This window comes from Dactylosporangium aurantiacum (assembly GCF_000716715.1).
Lineage (GTDB): Bacteria > Actinomycetota > Actinomycetes > Mycobacteriales > Micromonosporaceae > Dactylosporangium > Dactylosporangium aurantiacum.
Map to the genome: position 1 here is coordinate 1 of NZ_JNYJ01000060.1, position 18,314 is coordinate 18,314.

At 74.3% G+C, this 18,314-nt stretch carries 18 protein-coding genes and 1 pseudogene; 9 read left to right on the forward strand and 10 right to left on the reverse strand.

Annotation, left to right across the window (positions count from 1 at the left end):
- From OP18_RS62390 to OP18_RS44070, 6 genes are all read right to left on the reverse strand, one after another.
- Positions 1–370 (reverse strand): methylmalonyl-CoA mutase family protein (locus tag OP18_RS62390; RefSeq protein WP_033365328.1); only part of this gene is annotated, 370 nt, incomplete at its 3' end.
- Positions 367–2,139 (reverse strand): methylmalonyl-CoA mutase subunit beta, encoded by a 1,773-nt coding sequence (locus tag OP18_RS44050; RefSeq protein ID WP_052388244.1) that lies wholly within the window; start codon positions 2,137–2,139, stop codon positions 367–369. The genes OP18_RS44050 and OP18_RS62390, both read right to left, overlap by 4 nt.
- A 117-nt stretch (positions 2,140–2,256) precedes the next feature.
- A complete protein-coding gene (locus OP18_RS44055; RefSeq protein WP_033365331.1) occupies positions 2,257–2,985 on the reverse strand; it encodes a hypothetical protein in 729 nt (242 codons plus the stop codon).
- 9 nt (positions 2,986–2,994) lie between these two features.
- Positions 2,995–3,912: a tetratricopeptide repeat protein gene (locus OP18_RS62190; RefSeq protein WP_033365332.1), complete on the reverse strand. Its 918-nt coding sequence runs from the start codon at positions 3,910–3,912 to the stop codon at positions 2,995–2,997.
- A gap of 24 nt (positions 3,913–3,936) precedes the next feature.
- A complete protein-coding gene (locus OP18_RS44065; protein WP_033365333.1) occupies positions 3,937–4,890 on the reverse strand; it encodes a DUF1152 domain-containing protein in 954 nt (317 codons plus the stop codon).
- A gap of 38 nt (positions 4,891–4,928) precedes the next feature.
- The gene (locus OP18_RS44070; RefSeq protein ID WP_033365334.1) at positions 4,929–5,267 is read right to left on the reverse strand and encodes an MmcQ/YjbR family DNA-binding protein; all 339 of its coding nucleotides are present in this window, start codon (positions 5,265–5,267) and stop codon (positions 4,929–4,931) included.
- Positions 5,268–5,331: 64 nt separating this feature from the next.
- On the opposite strand from OP18_RS44070, the gene OP18_RS44075 reads away from it, so the two are divergent.
- Both OP18_RS44075 and OP18_RS53955 read left to right on the forward strand, forming a co-directional pair.
- On the forward strand, positions 5,332–5,988 hold the full coding sequence (locus OP18_RS44075) for a class I SAM-dependent methyltransferase (RefSeq protein WP_033365335.1): 657 nt from the start codon (positions 5,332–5,334) through the stop codon (positions 5,986–5,988).
- Between the two features lie 254 nt (positions 5,989–6,242).
- On the forward strand, positions 6,243–9,224 hold the full coding sequence (locus OP18_RS53955; RefSeq protein WP_052388245.1) for a putative bifunctional diguanylate cyclase/phosphodiesterase: 2,982 nt from the start codon (positions 6,243–6,245) through the stop codon (positions 9,222–9,224).
- 6 nt (positions 9,225–9,230) lie between these two features.
- On the opposite strand, the gene OP18_RS44085 is transcribed toward OP18_RS53955, so the two are convergent.
- Positions 9,231–9,731, reverse strand: coding sequence for a chemotaxis protein CheX (locus tag OP18_RS44085; protein WP_052388246.1), 501 nt, complete (start codon positions 9,729–9,731; stop codon positions 9,231–9,233).
- Between the two features lie 315 nt (positions 9,732–10,046).
- On the opposite strand from OP18_RS44085, the pseudogene OP18_RS62775 reads away from it, so the two are divergent.
- The 4 genes and pseudogenes from OP18_RS62775 to OP18_RS58200 form a co-directional block, all read left to right on the forward strand.
- A pseudogene (locus tag OP18_RS62775) lies at positions 10,047–10,139 on the forward strand (hypothetical protein); the annotation flags it as partial.
- Between the two features lie 94 nt (positions 10,140–10,233).
- Positions 10,234–10,503, forward strand: coding sequence for an ATP-dependent Clp protease proteolytic subunit (locus OP18_RS62195; protein ID WP_052388248.1), 270 nt, complete (start codon positions 10,234–10,236; stop codon positions 10,501–10,503).
- An 86-nt stretch (positions 10,504–10,589) separates the two neighbouring features.
- Positions 10,590–11,396, forward strand: coding sequence for an SAM-dependent methyltransferase (locus OP18_RS44095; protein ID WP_033365337.1), 807 nt, complete (start codon positions 10,590–10,592; stop codon positions 11,394–11,396).
- Positions 11,397–11,823: 427 nt separating this feature from the next.
- Positions 11,824–11,967: a hypothetical protein gene (locus OP18_RS58200; RefSeq protein WP_156090211.1), complete on the forward strand. Its 144-nt coding sequence runs from the start codon at positions 11,824–11,826 to the stop codon at positions 11,965–11,967.
- Between the two features lie 114 nt (positions 11,968–12,081).
- Here OP18_RS58200 and OP18_RS44105 read toward each other — a convergent pair whose 3' ends face one another.
- Together OP18_RS44105 and OP18_RS44110 are read right to left on the reverse strand one after the other, a co-directional pair.
- Positions 12,082–13,662: an MDR family MFS transporter gene (locus OP18_RS44105; RefSeq protein ID WP_033365342.1), complete on the reverse strand. Its 1,581-nt coding sequence runs from the start codon at positions 13,660–13,662 to the stop codon at positions 12,082–12,084.
- Positions 13,659–14,096 carry a MarR family winged helix-turn-helix transcriptional regulator gene (locus OP18_RS44110; RefSeq protein WP_052388249.1) on the reverse strand — a complete coding sequence of 146 codons (438 nt, stop codon included), beginning with the start codon at positions 14,094–14,096 and terminating at the stop codon, positions 13,659–13,661. Before OP18_RS44110 ends, OP18_RS44105 begins: the two co-directional genes overlap by 4 nt.
- 94 nt (positions 14,097–14,190) lie before the next feature.
- On the opposite strand from OP18_RS44110, the gene OP18_RS44115 reads away from it, so the two are divergent.
- On the forward strand, positions 14,191–14,781 hold the full coding sequence (locus tag OP18_RS44115; RefSeq protein WP_033365344.1) for a TetR/AcrR family transcriptional regulator: 591 nt from the start codon (positions 14,191–14,193) through the stop codon (positions 14,779–14,781).
- Between the two features lie 11 nt (positions 14,782–14,792).
- On the opposite strand, the gene OP18_RS44120 is transcribed toward OP18_RS44115, so the two are convergent.
- Positions 14,793–15,428: a hypothetical protein gene (locus OP18_RS44120; RefSeq protein ID WP_033365346.1), complete on the reverse strand. Its 636-nt coding sequence runs from the start codon at positions 15,426–15,428 to the stop codon at positions 14,793–14,795.
- Between the two features lie 174 nt (positions 15,429–15,602).
- On the opposite strand from OP18_RS44120, the gene OP18_RS44125 reads away from it, so the two are divergent.
- Together OP18_RS44125 and OP18_RS44130 are read left to right on the forward strand one after the other, a co-directional pair.
- Complete coding sequence (locus OP18_RS44125) at positions 15,603–17,672, forward strand: sensor histidine kinase (RefSeq protein WP_052388250.1); 2,070 nt, start codon at positions 15,603–15,605, stop codon at positions 17,670–17,672.
- A complete protein-coding gene (locus OP18_RS44130; RefSeq protein WP_033365347.1) occupies positions 17,662–18,312 on the forward strand; it encodes a response regulator in 651 nt (216 codons plus the stop codon). The genes OP18_RS44125 and OP18_RS44130 overlap by 11 nt, the downstream gene beginning before the upstream one ends.
- Positions 18,313–18,314 lie beyond the last annotated feature (2 nt).

The window sequence follows — 18,314 nt, forward strand, 5'->3', positions numbered from 1 at the left end:
TCATCGACACGCTCATCCGGTCCAGGGGGATGCCGTCGAAGAGCTGCCGCATGTCGAGGATCGAGTCGATGGCGACGCCGGCCATGCCGACGTCCCCGGCGACGCGCGGGTGGTCCGAGTCGTAGCCGCGGTGCGTGGCGAGGTCGAACGCGACGGACAGGCCCTTCTGCCCGCCGGCGAGGTTGCGCCGGTAGAAGGCGTTGGACTCCTCGGCGGTGGAGAACCCGGCGTACTGGCGCGCGAGGTCCGGCGGCCCGTACACCCCGGCGACGTCGATGCCCTCGGGCGTCTGCCACGCCTCGGCCGGCTCGGGCAGGGCCGGGTCGACGCGGGGCGTGCCGAGGGCGACCTCGGAGAAGTCGGGGATCACGGCGCCACCAGTCCCAGGTCCGAGTGCGTGCGGCGCAGCACCGCGAGGGCGTCGCAGCCGGTGTACAGGTAGTCGTCGACGTGCGCGTACCCGGCGGGTTTGCCGGCCAGCCAGACGGTCCACACGCCTTCGGCCTTCAACCGTCGCGCCGTCTCCTCGGCCTCCTCGGCGTAGGAACGGTCGGACCCGCAGATGCAGGCGACCACCGGGTCGGGTCCGTTGTGGACGGTACGGATGCCGCCGGCCGCGAACAGGTTCGCCGCGAACGACGCGCGGGCGGTGTGCGCGGCGACCGGGCCCAGGGTCACCAGGCTGACCGTCGCGCCGGTGCCTTCGGCGGCGTCGCGGAGGGTTTCGAAGGCTTCGGCGTACCGATGCCGCGGCAACCCACCCGTCGGTGGCGGCGGCGCGGGGGAGCGGGTGGGCCGGCGCTCCTCGAGGCTGGCGAACTCGCTCACGCCGGTGATCGGGTCGAGGCGGTGCGCGATCCGCTCGGCGCGGCGCTGCCAGGTGGCCGCCACCCGGTCCGCGACCAGCCCGCTGTCGAGCGCGGCGCGCATCCCGCCGGCCCGCTCCACCTCGGTGAACACGTCCCACGCGGCGTGCGCGAGGGCGTCGGTCAGCGACTCCACGAACCAGGAGCCACCGGCCGGGTCCACGACCCGGGCCACACCGGCCTCCTCGACCAGCAGTGTCGAGGTGTTGCGGGCGATCCGCCGGGAGAAGCCGTCGGGCAGCCCGAGCCGCGCGTCGAACGGCAGGACCGTCACCGCGTCGGCGCCGCCGACCCCGGCGGCGAAACAGGCGACGGTGGTGCGCAGCAGGTTCACCCACGGGTCGCGGGCGGTCATCATCGCCGCGCTCGTCACCGCGTGCTGGACCTGCGCGCCGAGGTGCGGCACGTCGCAGACGGTCGCGATCCGCGCCCAGATCCGCCGTGCCGCGCGCAGCTTCGCGATCGTGGCGAACTGGTCGCCGCCGGCCGCGTAGCGGAACTCCAACTGGCGCAGCGCCATCCCGGCGCTCAGGCCCGCGTCGACGAACGCGCGCAGGTACGCCACACCGGTCGCCGCGGCGAACCCCAGCTCCTCGGCGTCGCTGCCGCCGGCCTCGTGGTAGGGCGTCGCGTCGACCGTGGCCACCGGTACCGGCGACTTCGCCAGCCGGCCGAGCATGCCGAGGTCGGCGGGGTGCCCCGTCTTCGCCTGCCAGCCGAGCGGGTCGGCGCCGAGGTTGCCGCGCTTGTCCTCACCCGGCAGCCCGAGGAACACCGCCGCGGCGGCCTCCGTGTCGGCGCCGCAGTCCAGCACGACGGGGGCGAGGTCGAGGTACACGCCGTCGAGGACCTCGGGGATGCTGCCGGGCGCGATCCCGTCCAGCCAGATCGAGGTCGCGCCGTTCTCCAGGTCGGTGAGGATCGCCTCGCGGGTCGCCTTCGCGTCGGGGTCCGCGTGCCGCTGCCGCACGTCCCATGCCCGCGGGCCCGCGCTGCCGCCCCGGATGAACGGCGTCTGCCCCGGCCACCCGACCGCCGGCAACGCCGCGGTGTCGGCCGCGGTGAACAACGGCGCGACGGCGATCCCGTCGTACGTGACGCTGCCCAGCAGCTCCCGCACCGCCTCCGGCGGCGTGCCGTCGTCGGCGGTGCCCGCCTTGCGCAGCACCCCGAGCGCCAGCTTCTGCCACTGCTCCAGGTCACCACCGGTGAAGTCGGCGCCCAGCCGCAACCCGTCCGGCTCCTGCGGCCCGGACCGGACAGCCTCAGTCATGAACGGATGTTAAGGGCGCATGCCACGACGCCCGCAACCGTTGTGAAATCGTCCACCAGTTGAATATCTCACCGATTCACCCGGTTCGCCCCCGCCGGCCCGGCAGTAAGGGGTGGATCAGGGGTTGCCGCACCGCGCCGCCGACCACCCCAGGCAGACCGCCTGATCCATGCCGTGGGCGGGCAACGGGTGGCCGCCGGCCCCGGCGATCTTGCGGCCGAGCCGGATCCGTTCGCCGCAGGCGGGGTTCCGGCGCAGGAAACGGTCCAGGTACACCTCGACCAGGTCGGGCCGGCCGCGGCTGGCCAGCCACTCGACCAGCGCCGACGGGGAGTTCGTGCGGTCGCCCGGCGCGCTGACCACCGCCAGGTCGGGGTCGCCCGCCTCCGCGAACCACGGCATCGCCGCGTCGCGCACCACCGCCGCGAACCCGGCGAGCGTCTCCGCGCGTCCCGCGGGGGCGGTCAGGTCGAGCTCGCCGTCGGTGAAGTCGCCGTACACGTAGCCGTTGGCGCGGCCGGCCGCGTACCCGAGCGGGTGCCCGATGGCCCAGTCGTCCGGCTCCGGCAGCAGGCAGTGTCCGGGGTGAGCCCGCCGCCAGCCGGTCAGGCCCGCGTCGCGCAGGATCAGGAACGTCGACACTGTGACGGTGCCGTCGGTGCGGTTCAGCGACGACGGCTGGAAAGGGATCTCGTGGGTGAGGTTGCCCTCGGCGCGGGTGAGGTTGCGGCGCCGGGTCGACCACACGAACCCCGTGCCGGCCAGCAGGGCACCCAGATGGACGCCGGCGGCGGTCACGACGTCCGCCGGGCGCCTCGCCGCGGCCAGCTCCACGACGCCGATCATGTCACCACCTCAGCGGTCGGGGCGGTCCAGGCCGAGCTGGTCGAGCCACTCGTCGACCGGGTGGCCGAGGTCGTCGGCGGTGTCGAACCAGCGGGCGGCGGTGGGCTCGTCCGGGGTGACGCCCTCGCCGGTCAGGTACATGTAGCCGAGCATGGCCGCGGCGCGGGGGTTGCCGGCGTCGGCGGCGCGGCGGTAGTAGTCGGCGGCGACGGTGAGGTCCTTGGGGAAGCCGGAGCCGGTGGCGTGGGCGGCGCCGAGGTTGTAGAGGGCGCGGTGCTGGCCGAGGTCGGCGGCGCGCAGCAGCCAGGTGCGGCCGGTGTCCTCGTCGAGGGGGACGCCGGTGCCGGTGGAGTGCAGGACGTACAGCTCGAAGGCGGCGTCGGCGTTGCCCTGGGCGGCGGCCCACTCGTGGTGCGGCACGGCGGCGGACGGGTCGCCGAGCCACTGCTCGACCAGGCCGAGCCGGTAGCGGGCCTCCGGGTCGGTGGCGGCGTGCGGGCGCAGGTGCTCGCGGGCGGCCCGCTGGGTGTCCGGCGGGGCGTCGGCGCACGTGCGGGCGAACAGCAGCGCGCCGTCGCGGTCGCCGAGCGCGGCCGCCTGCGCGAAGCTCGCCCGGGCCCGCTCCAGCGGGGAGTCCTGCGCGGCGCCGGGAAGGGACGGGACCGGTGGCAGCAGCGCCCCGTCGACGCCGAGGTAGCAGCGGCCCAGGGTGCACCAGGCGGTGGCGGTGGCGGCGGCGCTGAGACCGGCGACGACGACCCCGGCGGCGTCGACCGGCAGGATGCCGATCATCATGTCGCCGCGGTCGATGCGGCCGGCGAGGGCCGTGCAGGCCGCCTCCAGCAGCCGCAGGTCCGGCTCCGGGTCGGCCAGCTGGCCGGCTGCCAGGGCCATCAGGTCGGTGCCGTCCACGCCGTCGAACTCCATCGCGGCACGATACCCGGCGGCGGATCAGTGCGGGTAGGCGCGCGGGACGCGGGGGGTGATCCCGGCCCGGAACCGCTCGATCCGCGCCAGGACCTGTTCCATGGCGACGGTGTCCTCGATGCGGTCGCGGTACAGCAGCCGCCCGGCCAACCCGTCGACGGTGCAGCTGAAGTAGACGGCCATCAACGGGTTGACGAACAGGGTGCTGCCGCCGGTGCGGGTGGTGAACCGCACGTCGCCGAACTCGCCCCGGGTCGCCGCGGCGATCTGCCCGTTGACGATGCTGGGCCGCAGCGGGGTCGCGGCCTGTGCGTGGGCGACGGCGTCGCGGTACAGCGCCGCCTCCCGGCTGGCCGACGGGATCGACAGCGCGCCGAGGTAGGCGCCGTCGCGGTCGAGCGCGGCGAGGTTCTCCAGCACCTGGGTGTGCCGCACCCCGTGGTACGCGTCGATGCCGAACCCCAGGCACGTCACCAGTTTCGTCGGTACCGCCAGCCCCGCGACCGCCACGAGGCTCGTCATGTCCTCGGTGGGGGTGCCCAGCCCCGCCTCGTCGCCGCGCATGAGGATGTCGGTGCCCCCGTCGACGAGCACGACCGCGTCGAGGCGCAGCTGGTCGGCGAGGGCCGCGTACGCCTCCCGCAGCGGCCGCACACCCGTGCGCGGGAACGCGTAGACGATGTCCGGCTCGCGCTGCCGGCGCAGCCAGCGGGCCAGGGTGCGCTCCGGGAAGTAGTCCTCGAGCCCCTCGGTGCGCGCGGTCACCAGCGCCACGCCGGGCGCCGGCCACGTGTCGAGGTCGAGCACCTCCAGCGCCGCGAACGACAGGTTGCCCAGGTGCACGGTGCGCCCCTGGGCCCGCAGGGCCAGCGCGAGGGGCAGCCCGGCGTACACGTCGAACCCGCCGCCGGCGCCGGCGACGAGGATGCTGCGGGCGCCGGCGAGCGCCTCGAACAGCGGCGGGACGGCCAGTTCCACCCGGCGAGTCTAGGCCCGCCCGGGCGCCCGCGGGGCGGTCAGCGGGCCCAGGCGGTGTAGACGCGCTTCGGCACCACCATGCGCCACGCGTCGACGATCAGGTCGCGCAGCTCGTCGCCGCCGAGCGTGGCCAGGTGCCCGCAGACCCAGTTGAAGCGCAGGTCCGACACCGGCGGCAGGAAGAACCGGGCCGGGTCGGTGGCGATGAGCGCGTCGCGTTCCTCCTTCGGGAACGCGAACCCGAGCGTCGTCTCGTCCTGCGACAGCGCCAGGTAGACGATCCTGCCGACCCTGAACTTGACCCGGTCGCGGATCAGGTGCTCGGTGGTCCGCGGCAGGCTCAGCGCCACGCCACGCACCTCATCGACGGTCCCCATCCGCCTATGCTGCCACGCCGGGGCGCCGCGGCCGGGGCACCGGCGGGCGTGGTAGGCATCCGGGATGGAACCCGACGAGTACATCCGTGGTCTGGCCGCCGACTCGCTGCGCCGGGGCGACGCCGTCGGCTGGTGGGACACCCTGTACGTGGCGGCCGGCGAGGGCGTCACCGAGGTGCCGTGGGACCGGGGCGGCCCGCACCGGCTGCTCGCGTCGTGGCCCGGGATCGAGGTGGACGGCGCCGGCCGGCGCGCGGTCGTCGTCGGCTGCGGGCTCGGCGGGGACGCGGAGTTCATCGCCTCGCGCGGGTACGCGACGGTCGCCTTCGACGTGTCGCCGGCCGCGGTGCGCACCGCCCGCTCCCGGTTCCCGGACTCCGGGGTCGACTACACCGTGGCGGACCTGTTCGACGTGCCCGCGGCGTGGCGCGGCGGTTTTGATCTGGTACTGGAGAGCATGACCGTCCAGGCGTTGCCGCGGGACCTGCGTGACCGGGCGGTCGCCGCCGTGCGTGACCTCGTCGCGCCGGGCGGCACGCTGCTGGTGATCGCCGCCGCGACGCGGGAGGGGCAGGAGCGCGTGGAGGGCCCGCCGTGGCCGCTGACCCGGGCGGACGTCGCCGGGTTCGAGACGGCGGACCTGCGGCTGGAGGCCCTCGACGAGCTGGAGGAGCCGGAGTTCCACCGGTGGCGGGCGACGCTGCGCCGAGCACCGCGGTGAGCGGTCCGCCGCCAAGATCAACTCGGGGTCGGATCCCGGCCGGATACCCGGTCGGTCGGCCGCCGCACATCTGACCTCGCGGTCATCGCCATAAACCCGGACAAATCAGTGCGGAGTTCGTCCGAACGGGTGACCGTGACGTCACCGGGGGCGGTGCTCGTCGTTGCGTGGGGCAGCCAGGAGTCCCCCTGCCGAGCGAACGGACCGACGCGATGAGACCGGGTATCGGTGGCGCGCACAGATCACGAGGCCGGATGCTCATGGCCTCCGCACCGCTCACACTGACCGTCGCCGCCGCCGTCCTGGTCGGTGGCCCGCCGCTCGGTCTCCCCGCCAACCTCGCGGTGCTCGTCGCCGCGGCCGCGGCCGCCGCGCTGCACGCCGTCTGGCTGCTGCGGCTCGCCGTCACCACGGCGTCCCCGAAGGCCGTCCAGGCCGTCCAGGCCGCCCGGGCCGAGGCCGCTCCCGCGAAGATCGTCGCGGTGGAGACCGGGGCGGTGGCGGCGGCTGCGGTAGGGACGGCCGCGGAGCCGGTGGCGGTGGCGACGGCGGCGATGGAGACGATCGAGGCTGAGGCGGTCCCAGCCGAAGCGGTCGCGGCTGAGGCGGTCCCAGCCGAGGCGGTGCCAGCTGAAACGGTCCCGGCCGAGGCGGTCGCGGCTGAGACGGTCGCAGTGGAAGCCGTCCGGGTGGAAGCGGTCCCGGTGGAAGCGGTCCCCGTGGAGGCCGTCCCGGTGGAAGTGGTCCCGGTGGAAGCCGCCCCGCCGCCGACCGTTGCGGCCGAGGCCGGCCCCGCCGACCACGCCGGCCCCGCCGACCACGCCGGCCCCGCCGGCACCCCCACCTCGGCGCCGCCGGAGCCCGAGCCCCGCTCCGGCGACCGGCATCGGCCGGCGCCGCGCGGGACCGTGTTCAGCCTCGCCGCGCTCGCCGCCGGTGTGTTCACCGCCGGGGTGGCCGCGGTCGCCACGCCGGTCGCGGTGTACCTCGCGCCGGTCGCCGGGGCGGCCCTCGTCGCCGGCCTGCTGGCGCTGCCCGGGGTCACGTCCGGCACCGGCGGGGCGCTGCGCCGCGCCCTCGACGGGATCTGCGTCGCGCTGTGGAAGTTCCTGACGCTGCTGATCCTCGTGCTGGAGCAGCACGGCCGGCCAAGCACCACCGTGTTCACCACGTGCCTGCTCGCCGTCATCGGTATCACCGTCGCCGTCGTCAGCGGGGTCCGGGCGCCGTTCCCGCGGTGGGCCGCCGTCACCGCCGCCGCCGGGGTCGCGCTGATCGTGCTCGGCCTCGCCGTGCTGCCCCTGCGGCCCGCCGGCGACGGCACCTGGCTGCTGGTGGCCGGTGGGCTGCTGGTGTCCGGCTCGGTGCTGGTGTGGGCCGGGGCGTACCGGTCCGTGTACGCCGAACGCCGGCCCGGCCGCACCGCCGTCGACGGCACGCTGATCGGCGACCCGCTGCTGGTCGCGCCGGTCCTCGCCGGTGCCGCCGCGGTGCTCTACGCGCTGGTCAGCCGCGGTCAGCTGGGCATGACCGCGATGGTGGTCGGCACGTTCGCGGTGCTGGCGGTGGCGGTACGGGAGCTGCTCGAAACGGTCGCGCTGCGCCGGTACGACGGCCAGCTCGACGCGCAGGAGGCCACCTTCCGCACCCTGGTCGCGGGCTCCAGCGACGTGATCGTCGTGCTCGACCCGGACCTGTCGGTGCGGTGGCAGTCGGCGGCCGCCGCGCGCCAGTTCGGGCTGTCGGACCAGGACGTCGTCGGCCGGCCGTTCCGGCACCTCGTGCACCCGCAGGACCTGGCGCTGCTGGCGCCGCAGCCGGCCGGGTCGCCGCCGGTGCGGGCCAGGATCCAGGACGGGTTCGGGGTGTGGCGGCCGGTCGAGGCGACCGTCACCGACGAACGCGACAACCCCGAGGTCGCCGGCGTCGTGGTGCACCTGCGCGACGCGAGCGCCCAGCAGGAGCTGGAGCGCAGCCTGCAGCACACCCGGCGGGTCGACCCGCTCACCGGCCTGGCCAACCGCGGCGCGCTGCTGGCCAGGCTCGACGCCGGCGGCGGCCACCTGCTCACGATCGGGCTGGACGGGTTCGCCGGTGTCAACACCCTGCACGGCGCCGACCTCGGCGACGCGATGCTGGTGCAGGTCGCCGCCCGCATCCGGGGCGCGGTCGGCCCGGGCGACGTCGCGGCGCGGCTCAACGGCGACGAGTTCGCCGTGTACACCGGCGTGGACAAGGTGCACGCGTTCACGCTCGCGACGCGGCTGCTCGGGGAGCTCGGTGAGCCGTACCGGCTGCCCGGCGCCGACCTGCGGCTGTCCGCGGGCATCGGGCTCGCCCCGGTCGGCGGCGGCGCCGAGGAGTCGCTGCGGCGGGCCGGGCTGGCGCTGCGCAGGGCGAAACGCGGCGGCCGGGGCAGGATCGAGTGGCACGACGCCGCCGTCGAGGACGCCTACGTGCGGCGGGCCACGCTCGAGCAGGACCTGCCGCACGCGGCGGAGCGCGGTGAGCTGGACCTCGCGTACCACCCCGTGTACGACCTCGTCGAGGGCCACCCGATCGGTGTGGAGGCGCTGCTGCGGTGGCGGCACCCGAAGCTCGGCACGATCCCGCCGAGGGAGACCCTGGAGGTCGCCCGGGAGCTCGGCACGACCCGCGACATCCACGACTGGGTGCTCAACCGGGCCTGCCGGCAGCTGTCGTCGTGGCAGCACGAGGGGTACCGGCTGTGGATGTCGATCAACGTGGCGATCGACGACCTCGTCGCCCCCGGCTTCGCCGGCCGGATGAGCCTGACCCTGGACAGCCACCAGCTCGACCCGGCGGACCTGGTCGTCGAGCTGTCCGAGCGCGAGCTCGGGGTCGACCTCGACCGGGCCGTGGAGCCGCTGGCCACGGTGCGCGCGATCGGGGTGCGCACCGCGCTGGACGGCTTCGGCGCCGGCGCCACGTCCCTGGCGCACCTGCGCCGCCTGCCGGCGGACCTGCTGAAGGTCGACGGCGCGCTGTTCGCGTCGCAGCCGCTCACCGGCGGCCCGGCCGCGCCGATCATCGACGTCGTGGTGGCGCTCGCGCAGCGGCTCAGCGTGACGGTCGTCGCCCACGGTCTGGAGGCCCAGCGGCACCTGGAGGTGGTGCGGACCGCGGGCTGCCGCTACGGCCAGGGCCACTATTACGGCACGCCGGCACCGGCGGAACGCATCGAGGCCGCCCTGGTGCGGCAGCGGACCTGGTAGCGGCGGTCACGGCAGCCGGGTGCTGATCGGCCGTTCCCGGTGCACGTGCAGGACGCTGAACGTGATCGGCTGGTCCGGCTTGTCCTGCCAGCCGATGGCGAGCCGGTGCGTCTCACGGGTCGACGGGAAGAGCATCTTGCCGGTCGCGACGACGGGCAGGCCCAGCTTCGCCGGCTGCGCGCCGCGGTTCTTGAGGTTGCCGCCGACGACGTTGATCAGCTCGCCCATCGCGTCGGTCACGTCCCGGTCGGTGACCTCGTCGGGCTCCATGGCCAGCATCAGCCCGGTGATGTCGGTGGCCGCCGCCGCCGGTACGAGCACCCGCACGTGCCCCTCCCACGCGCCGGTGATGGAGACCGCGGCGGTGATCGGCCGCATGTCCAGGGCCGGCTCGTGGTCCGTCTGCTGGGCTTGCGGCTGCTGCAGGTACGCGTCCCAGACCTCGTTGACGATCTCGACGAGGTCCCGGTCGGCGAGGCCGGACTCGGTGAGCGAGGCGTCCACCATGCGCACTCCAGAAGTCGTGAGGGCTGTACCTACCCCCGCATGGTGCCAGTCGAAAGTGGCAGGTCGGGAAAAATGGGAAAATCCACCTCGGCGCCCGGGCCGGTCCTTGCGCTGGCAGCGGAATGGCGCCGCGCCACTCGGTGACCTGCCCCGCCGTCGCCTAGGGTCGCTCGCATGGAGCACAGCTCGCGGTTCCGTTACGACCGGCGCCCCGACGACGACCAGCCGCCCCCGCCGCCCCAGTCCGCGCCCTGGCTCGACGAGCAGCTCTTCGGCCGGCGCATGGTCTTCCTGCGCGGCACGATCGAGCCGGAGATGGCCGGCCGGGCCGCGGCGACCCTGCTCGCCCTCGACGCCATCGGCCCCGACCCGATCAGCCTGCACCTGGCGGCCGAGGAGGGCCAGCTCGCCGCCGTCTTCACCCTGGTCGACGCCCTGGACGCCGTGCACGCCCCGGTCCACGCGACCGCCGTTCGGCCAGATCGGCGGCGCCGCCATCGGCGTGTTCTGCGCCGCGGCCACCCGCTCGGCGTTCGCGCACGCCAGGTTCCGGCTGTCCGAGCCGAAGGTGACCAGCCCCGGCGGCACCGCCGACCAGGTCGTCGCCGAGGCCGGGCGGTACCTGCGCGACCTGGAGGACCTGGTGCTGCGCATCGCCGGCGCGACCGGCCAGCCGCGCTCCCGCGTGGAGGACGACCTGTCCACCGGCCGGGTCCTGTCCGCGCAGGAGGCCGTCGAGTACGGCCTCATCTCCTCGATCACGTCGCGGTGACCGTTTCGTGTCTTGGCGCCCGACCGGCTGAGCCACTAGGTTCGATCACGCAGCGTTGTGATCGCCGGTAGGAAAGGAAACGCTGGGTGGACAGCACGGAGCGGAGCCGGATCGACACCACTGTCCCGCACCCCGCCCGGCGGTACAGCTACTGGCTCGGCGGCAAGGACCACTTCGCCGCGGACCGTGAGTCCGGCGACGCGATCGCCGCGCGCTTCCCCGCCGTGGTCGCCCTGGCCCGCGCCAACCGCGCCTTCCTCGGCCGCAGCGTGCGGTTCCTCGCCGAGTCCGGCGTCCGGCAGTTCCTCGACCTCGGCACCGGCCTGCCGGCCCCCGACAACACGCACGAGGTCGCCCAGCGCGTCGCCCCCGAGGCCCGCGTGGTCTACGTCGACAACGACCCGATCGTCATGGTCCACGCCCGCGCCCTGCTGCAGGGCGACCCGCGCGGCAAGACCGCCTACCTCGAGGCCGACGTCCGCGACCCCGACGCGATCCTCACCCACCCCAGCCTGCTGGAGACCCTCGACCTGACCCAGCCGGTCGGCGTCCTGCTCGTCACCACCCTGCACTTCGTCCACGACGACGAGCAGGTCGCCGCCATCGTGCGCCGCCTGCTGGACGCCGTGCCCTCCGGCAGCTACCTGGTCATCACCCACGGCACCATGGACTTCAGCACCGCTGAGGGCGTCGCCGCCTACGAGAAGATGTTCGCCGCCGGCGGCACCGACGTCCGCGCCCGCCCCAAGTCGACCGTCGAGCAGTACTTCGCCGGCCTGGAGATCGTCGCCCCAGGCATCGTCCCGGTCGGCGACTGGCGCCCTGACGCGACCACCGACAGCCCGGTCAGCGCCGACCTCCAGATCTACGGCGTGGTCGGCCGCAAGCCCTGACCGGTGCGGCGCCGTCGGCCCGCCGCCGCCGACGCACTGATTGACGCGTGTCGGCGGCTCGACGCCAGCATGACGGACGAATTCCTCGGTGCTGCTGTGTACGAGACCGTCGCCGAGCGGATCGCCCCGTTCCGCGAGGCCTGGCGGCACCGCTGGAGGCAGCGTTGCAGGACGGTTGGGCGGCGCTGCTGAAGGTGACGGACACCTGCGCGTCGACCCGGGTCAGCGCGCGAACGACCACAGGTAGGGCGTGGAAGTCTGACTCCGGTCGGTCGGTGGACCCGACCATCAGCAGCCCGAGAGCGGCGCCTCAACCCAGGATCGGCAGGCCGAGCGGGGCTCCGGGGGATGCGCCACGAACGAGGCTCACGTCATCGCCGGTGACCAGAGCGCGGTCGTCGACCGCGACGGAGCGCGGTGCTGCGCGGTGCCGGACGACGTCGCCGCGGGCACAGGCATCGAGTCGCGCCTCGTGGTCACCGCTGACCTGCTCGGCCTGCTGGAGGTGTCGCCGGGTGAGCTGCTGCCGGTGTCGCCGGTGTCGCCGGTGACCCGGCTGGTCGTGGCGTGACGGCGGGGCGGCAGGCAGGGGGCGGCAGGCAAGGGCGGCAGGCAAGGGCGGCAGGTACGCCGGTGGGCGGGGCGGCCTGAGGGGGTCGGCCGCCCCGCCCACGTCACCGCGGGCTCAGCGTGTCGTGGCCGGGACCTTGTCCGTAGGCGAGGACGGCGACGGCGACGGGGCCGACAAGTCCAGTGTGCTGCGCAGCGCGGTCGGGCGCATCAGTGCCGCGGCCAGGACGCCGACGAGCGCGATGCCGGCCGAGATGAGGAAGATGTGGCCGGTCGCGTCGCCGTAAGCGGCCCGGACGATGTGCTGCACGGCGGGCGGGAGGGCGTTGAGGTTGAGGTTGCTGGCGCCGCCGCCCGAGCCGGCCGGGACGCCCGCGGCGGCCAGAGCGTGCGTGATGTTGTCGGTGACGCGGCGGGCGAGGACGGCGCCGAGGACGGAGACGCCGATGGTGCCGCCGAGGGAGCGAAAGAAGGCGACGGTGGAGCTGGCGGCGCCGATGTCCTTCAGCGGCACGGTGTTCTGCACGGCGAGGACGAGGTTCTGCATGGAGGAGCCGACGCCGACACCGACGAGGAGCATGGCCGCGCCGACGTAGACGAGGGACGTCTCGTGGTCGATGACGGCCAGGGCGGCGAAGCCGAGGACGAGGATGACGGTGCCGGCGACGATGTACGGCTTGATGTTGCCGGACCTGGTGATGAGCCGGCCGACCACGATGGAGGCGCCGAGCACGCCGGCCATCATGGGGATGGTGAGCAGGCCGGCCTCGGTCGGGGTGTAGCCGCGGCCGATCTGGAAGTACTGGCCGAGGAAGACCGCGCCGCCGAACATGGCCATGCCGACGGCGAGGCTGGCGATGATGGACAGGGCGGTGGTGCGCTGCCGGACGATGGCCAGCGGCACGACGGGCTCAGCGGTGCGGGCCTCGACCCAGACGGCGAGGGCGAGCAGCAGCAGGCCGGCGCCGACCATGGCGAAGCTCTGCCAGGACAGCCACGCGAACGAGCCGTCGACGAACGACACCCAGATGAGCAGGACGCTGACGCCGGCGGCGATCAGCGAGGCGCCGAGGTAGTCGATCTTCACGTTGTCGCGGCGCAGGGTGGCGATGTGCAGCGTCTTCTGCAGCACGAACAGGGCGATGACGGCGATCGGCACGCCGACGAAGAAGCACCAGCGCCAGCCGAGCCACGAGGTGTCGACGATGACGCCGCCGAGCAGCGGGCCGCCCACGGTGGCCACGGCCATCACGCCGCCGAGGTAGCCGTTGTACCGGCCGCGCTCCCGCGGCGGGATCATCGCGGCGATGACGACCTGGACGAGGGCCTGCAGGCCGCCGACGCCGACGCCCTGGAAGGCGCGGGCGGCGATCAGCTCACCGGCGTTCTGGGAGAGGCCGGCGAGGATCGACCCGGCCACGAACACGACGATCGAGATCTGGACGAGCAGCTTCTTGCTGTACAGGTCGGCGAGCTTGCCCCAGATCGGGGTGGAGGCGGTGGCGGTCAGCAGCGTGGCGGTGACGACCCAGGTGTACTGGCTCTGCGTGCCGTTGAGCGCCCCGATGATCTTCGGCAGGGCGGTGGAGACGATGGTCGAGCTGACCATCGCCACGAACAGCACGAGCAGCAGGCCGCTCAGCGCCTCGAGGATCTGCCGGTGGCTCATCGGCTCCTCGGTCTTCGTCTGACTCATCGTGTTGCCTCCAGTTGCGAAGCGTGCAGGTCGTTCGTGAAGCGGCGCAGGTAGCCGCCGAAGCGTTCGAGATCCTCGGCGCTCCAGTCGCGCAGGGCGCCGGAGAGCAGGGAGTCGTACCAGGTGATGGCGTCGGCGAGGGTGGTGCGGCCGGCGTCGGTGAGTTCGAGGAGGCTGGCCCGCCCGTCGTGCGGGTCCGCGACCCGGCGCACGAGACCGTCGCGCTCGGCGGCGCTGACCGCCCGGCTGGCCGTGGACTGGTCGAGGGCGCAGGCGGCGGCGACCTGTTTCAGGTGGCACCCGCCCGTGGCGCTGCGCACCCGGTCGATCGCCTGCAGCAGCCCGACGGTCCCCGCCGGCAGCACCGGGTGCCGCTGCTGCTTGAGCACGCGCAGGACCTTCATCAGCTCGTACAGCTCGTCGCGCAGCTCCATCGGACACCTCCTCGAATACTTGCCTTCTACAAGCATGTGAAAAAGTTGCTCAGTGCGCAAGTTTGCCCGGTGAGAAGTGGGTAACATTCGGAGCGTGAGCACCGGGCTGCGCGAACGCAAGAAGTCCGCTACCCGGCAGGCCCTGCATGAGGCCGCCGTCAGGCTGGCGATCGAGCACGGCCTGGAGCGGGTCACCGTCGAGGCGATCGCCGACGCCGCCGAAGTGTCGCGGCGGACGTTCTCCAACTACTTCGCCAGCAAGGAGGAGGCCCTCCTGCACGGCGACCTGGCCCGCATGCGCCAGCTGCTGGACGTGGTGCGCTCCCGCCCGGCCAGCGAGGCGCCGTGGCCGGTGCTGACCGCGGCCGCCGTCGAGGTGTTCCAGGAGCTCGGCACCCGCGACCCGCGCTGGATCGCCCAGGTCCGGCTGGTGCGCCGGCACCCGGCACTCGCCGCGCAGCAGGTCACCACGTACACGTCGATGGAGGACGACCTGACGGCCGAGCTGTCGGCGCGCGGGGTCGGCGCACCGCTGCGGGCCCGGTTGATGGCCGCGGCGTTCCTGACCTCGCTGCGGGTCGCCGTGCAGGCGTTTCCCGACCGCACCGGGGACACCCCGCTGGTCGACGTCATGCGGGAAGCCCTCGCCGAGACCGGCGAGGGCTTCCTGGGGGGCGGTGCGTAGGAGCGGTGGGGTCAGCGGGCGCCGGTCAGCTGGGGGCGCAGCATGAGGATGACGCCGAGCGTGGCGTAGCCGACGATCAGGTGCGCGCCGCCGATGTAGTCCGCCACCGGCGAGCCGAAGATCGCGAACGTCGGCACGGTGACCACGGCCCAGCTCTCCGCGACCGTGGGCCACACCCGGACCACGCCCTTCCAGCGGCCGGCGAACAGGATCTTCACCCCGATGACGGCCATGCCGAGCATCGACAGCGGCCAGAACACGTCCATCGGGATGAGCCACACCGCGTCACGCAGCGCCGGGACGGCGTGCAGGAAGCTCCACACGGTGGCGACGGCGAGCAGGACGTGCTCGACGACGAGCATGCCGCGGGCGACCTTCGTCAGGCCGGTCGCGCGGGTCCGGACCTGGATCGCCAGCAGGGCGAACAGCCCCAGCTGGAACATGCCGCCGGTGACGTCGGTGATGGTCAGGCCCAGCGAGTCGGTCGGGTTGTTGCCGACGGTGAACATGCTGGTCGCCCACGCCGCGGTGCCGGCGGTCAGGGCCAGGCCCAGGGCCCGCACGCCGCCGGCGGTGACGGCGGCCGGGGGCTGCGGCAGGTCGTGCAGGTCGGTGCGGGCGGGGACGGGTTCGGTGCGGATGGTCATGGCAGGTCCTCTATGTGAACGGCGCGGCTCGCCGGGTATGCCGAAGATCCTGCGTCCCGCGGCGACCCGGGCGGCAGGGCCCGGCGCCCCCGACCGCGTCCCCTTCGGTGTCCCGGCCGGAACGGGACACCGGTCCTCGGGACCACGGGACGGCCCGGCTGACACCATGACCGCATGCGCATGCGCCTGACCACCCTCGCCGGCGGGCTCTTCGCCCTGCTCGCGCTCGCCGCGACGGGCACGTCGATCGGGCTGGAGGTCGCGATCGGCGCGCAGCGCCGGGCCACCGACGGCATCGAGGCGGGCTGGATCTCCGGCGTCGCCGGCCTGGCCCTGGCCGTGCCGGGTGCGCTGCTGGCCCGCAAGGTGCCGCGCAACGCGGTCGCCTGGATTCTGTGCGTCACCGGCCTGCACTGGTCCGCCGACGGCACCTGCGCCGCGTGGGTCGCCTACGCCACCGCGCACGACCCGTGGCTGCCCGGCGTCAGCATCACGTGGTGGCTCTACCAGCGCCTCGGCGCGGCGCTGCTGTTCTCCCTGCCGCTGCTGCTGATCTTCTACCCCGACGGCCGGCCGCCCGCCGGGCGGGGGTGGCGCTGGGCGTCGTACGTCAGCCTCGGCTGCACCGCGATCCTGCCGGTGACGCTGCTGTTCGTGCCGACCCGCATCGCCGGTGCCGCGGACACCGAGGCCGAGCCGACCCAGCTGCGGCAGCTGTCCGTCGACCTGCTCACGCTCCCGCTGCCCGACACCGTGTGGGAGGCGCTGCTGCGGGTCGGTTACGCCGCTCTGCCGCTGAGCATGCTGGTCCCGTTCGCCGTGGTCTTCCGCCGGTACCGGCACGCCACCGGCCTGGACAAGACCCGCATGCGCTGGCTGGTCTGGGCCGGCGTCGTCGACGTGCTGGTCATGCTCTCGGCGCTGCTGCTGCCCCAGTCGGCGCTGTCGGCCGGGCTGTTCGTGGCGATCACGGTCACCGGCGCGGCCATCGCGATCGGCATCCTGCGCCCGCGGCTGGTCGACATCGACCGGCTGCTCGGCGGCACCGTCCTCTACGGCGCGCTGGCCACGCTCGTCGTGGCCGTCGACGCGGTCCTGCTGGCCGCCGCGACGACCCTGCTCGGCGAGCAGGGCGCGGCACTGGCCGGGCTGCTCGTCGTGATGCTCGTGTACGGCCCGCTGCGCCACCGCCTCTGGCAGCTCGTGCAGCGGATGGTGCTCGGGCGGCGGCACGACCCGTACCGCGTCGTGTCGGGCCTGGCCGAGCAGCTGGAGCGCACCGACAGCCCCGAGGACCAGCTGCTGGCGGTGGCGCGCAGCGTCGCCGAGGCGTTCAACGCGCCGTACGTCGCCGTCGAGGTCCACCGCGGCGGGGACTCGACGCTGCTCGCCGAGCACGGGCACCCGGTGTCCGACACGCAGACGCTGCCCATCACGTACCGCGGCGAGACCGTGGGCCGGCTGATCCTGCCCGCCGGCGGGCCCCGCACCGTGCTGTCGCCGCGCGACGAGCGGCTCCTCGCCGACGTGGTCCGGCAGGCGGCCGCCGCGGCCCGCTCCAGCCACCTCGCCGCGGAGCTGCAGCAGAGCCGGGAGCGCCTGGTCGGGGCGCGCGAGGAGGAGCGCCGCCGGGTGCGCCGCGACCTGCACGACGGCCTGGGCCCGGCGCTCGGCGGGGTGGCGCTGCGCATCGACACCGCCCGCAACCTGCTGAAGTCCTCACCGGCCCGGGCCGACGAGGTGCTGCGGCAGGCCCGGGAGGACGTGTCGACGGCGCTGGCGGACGTACGGCGGCTGGTGCACGACCTGCGCCCGCCCGCGCTCGACGACGTGGGCCTCATCGGCGCCGTCGACCAGGTCGCCGACCGGCTGCGCACCCCCGCGCTGACCATCCGCGTGACCGGCGAGCCGCCGGCGGGCCTGGCCGCGGCGGTGGAGGTGGCGGCGTACCGGATCGCGTCGGAGGCGCTGACCAACGTGTCGAAGCACGCCCGGGCCGGGTCGTGCACGGTGGACTTCTCCCTTGACGGGGACAGCCTGGTGGTGTCGGTGGTCGACGACGGCGGCGGGATCGCGGCCGGCACGCCGTCCGGCGTCGGGCTGATCTCGCTGCGCGAACGGGCCGCCGAGCTGGGCGGCCGCTGTGAGATCTCCTGCCCGCCCGACGGTGGCACCACCGTGCGGGCCACCTTGCCGTTAGGATCTGCAGCCCGCGCACTACAGGAGGTGCCCGATGGCCGATGAACCGGTCCGGGTCCTGGTCGCCGACGACCACCCGATCTTCCGCGACGGCCTCGCCGTGCTCCTCGGCTCCGTCGACGGCATCGACGTCGTCGGCACCGCCGCCACCGGGGCGGAGGCCGTCGCCCTCGCCGTCGAGCTGCTGCCCGACGTCGTCGTCATGGACGTGCAGATGCCCGACCTCAACGGCATCGAGGCGACCCGCCGCCTGGCCACCGAGGCGTCCTCCGTCGGGGTCGTCGTGCTCACCATGTCGGAGGACGACGGGACCGTCTTCAGCGCCGTGCGCGCCGGAGCCCGCGGCTACCTCGTCAAGGGCGCCGAACAGGAGGAGATCGTGCGGGCCATCAACACCGTCGCCTCCGGCGGCGCGGTCTTCGGCGCGACCCTCGCCCGCCGCATCGCCGAGTTCTTCGCCGCCGGCCCGCCGACCGCGACCACGGCCTTCCCCGAGCTGACCGCCCGCGAGCGGGAGATCCTGGAGCTGCTGGCCGCCGGCCGGTCCAACGCCCAGATCGCGCAGGCGCTGTTCCTGTCCCAGAAGACCGTCCGCAACAACGTCTCGAACGTGTTCGCGAAGCTCCAGGTCGCCGACCGCTCCGAGGCGATCGTCCGGGCCCGGGAGGCGGGCCTGGGCCGCTGAGG

Coding starts and splice junctions, on each gene's coding strand:
- OP18_RS44050 (WP_052388244.1), bottom strand. CDS start 2,139: ATGACTGAGGCTGTCCGGTCCGGGCCGCAGGAGCCGGACGGGTTGCGG.
- OP18_RS44055 (WP_033365331.1), bottom strand. CDS start 2,985: ATGATCGGCGTCGTGGAGCTGGCCGCGGCGAGGCGCCCGGCGGACGTC.
- OP18_RS62190 (WP_033365332.1), bottom strand. CDS start 3,912: ATGGAGTTCGACGGCGTGGACGGCACCGACCTGATGGCCCTGGCAGCC.
- OP18_RS44070 (WP_033365334.1), bottom strand. CDS start 5,267: ATGGGGACCGTCGATGAGGTGCGTGGCGTGGCGCTGAGCCTGCCGCGG.
- OP18_RS44075 (WP_033365335.1), top strand. CDS start 5,332: ATGGAACCCGACGAGTACATCCGTGGTCTGGCCGCCGACTCGCTGCGC.
- OP18_RS53955 (WP_052388245.1), top strand. CDS start 6,243: ATGCTCATGGCCTCCGCACCGCTCACACTGACCGTCGCCGCCGCCGTC.
- OP18_RS44085 (WP_052388246.1), bottom strand. CDS start 9,731: ATGGTGGACGCCTCGCTCACCGAGTCCGGCCTCGCCGACCGGGACCTC.
- OP18_RS44105 (WP_033365342.1), bottom strand. CDS start 13,662: ATGAGTCAGACGAAGACCGAGGAGCCGATGAGCCACCGGCAGATCCTC.
- OP18_RS44110 (WP_052388249.1), bottom strand. CDS start 14,096: ATGGAGCTGCGCGACGAGCTGTACGAGCTGATGAAGGTCCTGCGCGTG.
- OP18_RS44120 (WP_033365346.1), bottom strand. CDS start 15,428: ATGACCATCCGCACCGAACCCGTCCCCGCCCGCACCGACCTGCACGAC.
- OP18_RS44125 (WP_052388250.1), top strand. CDS start 15,603: ATGCGCATGCGCCTGACCACCCTCGCCGGCGGGCTCTTCGCCCTGCTC.
- OP18_RS44130 (WP_033365347.1), top strand. CDS start 17,662: ATGGCCGATGAACCGGTCCGGGTCCTGGTCGCCGACGACCACCCGATC.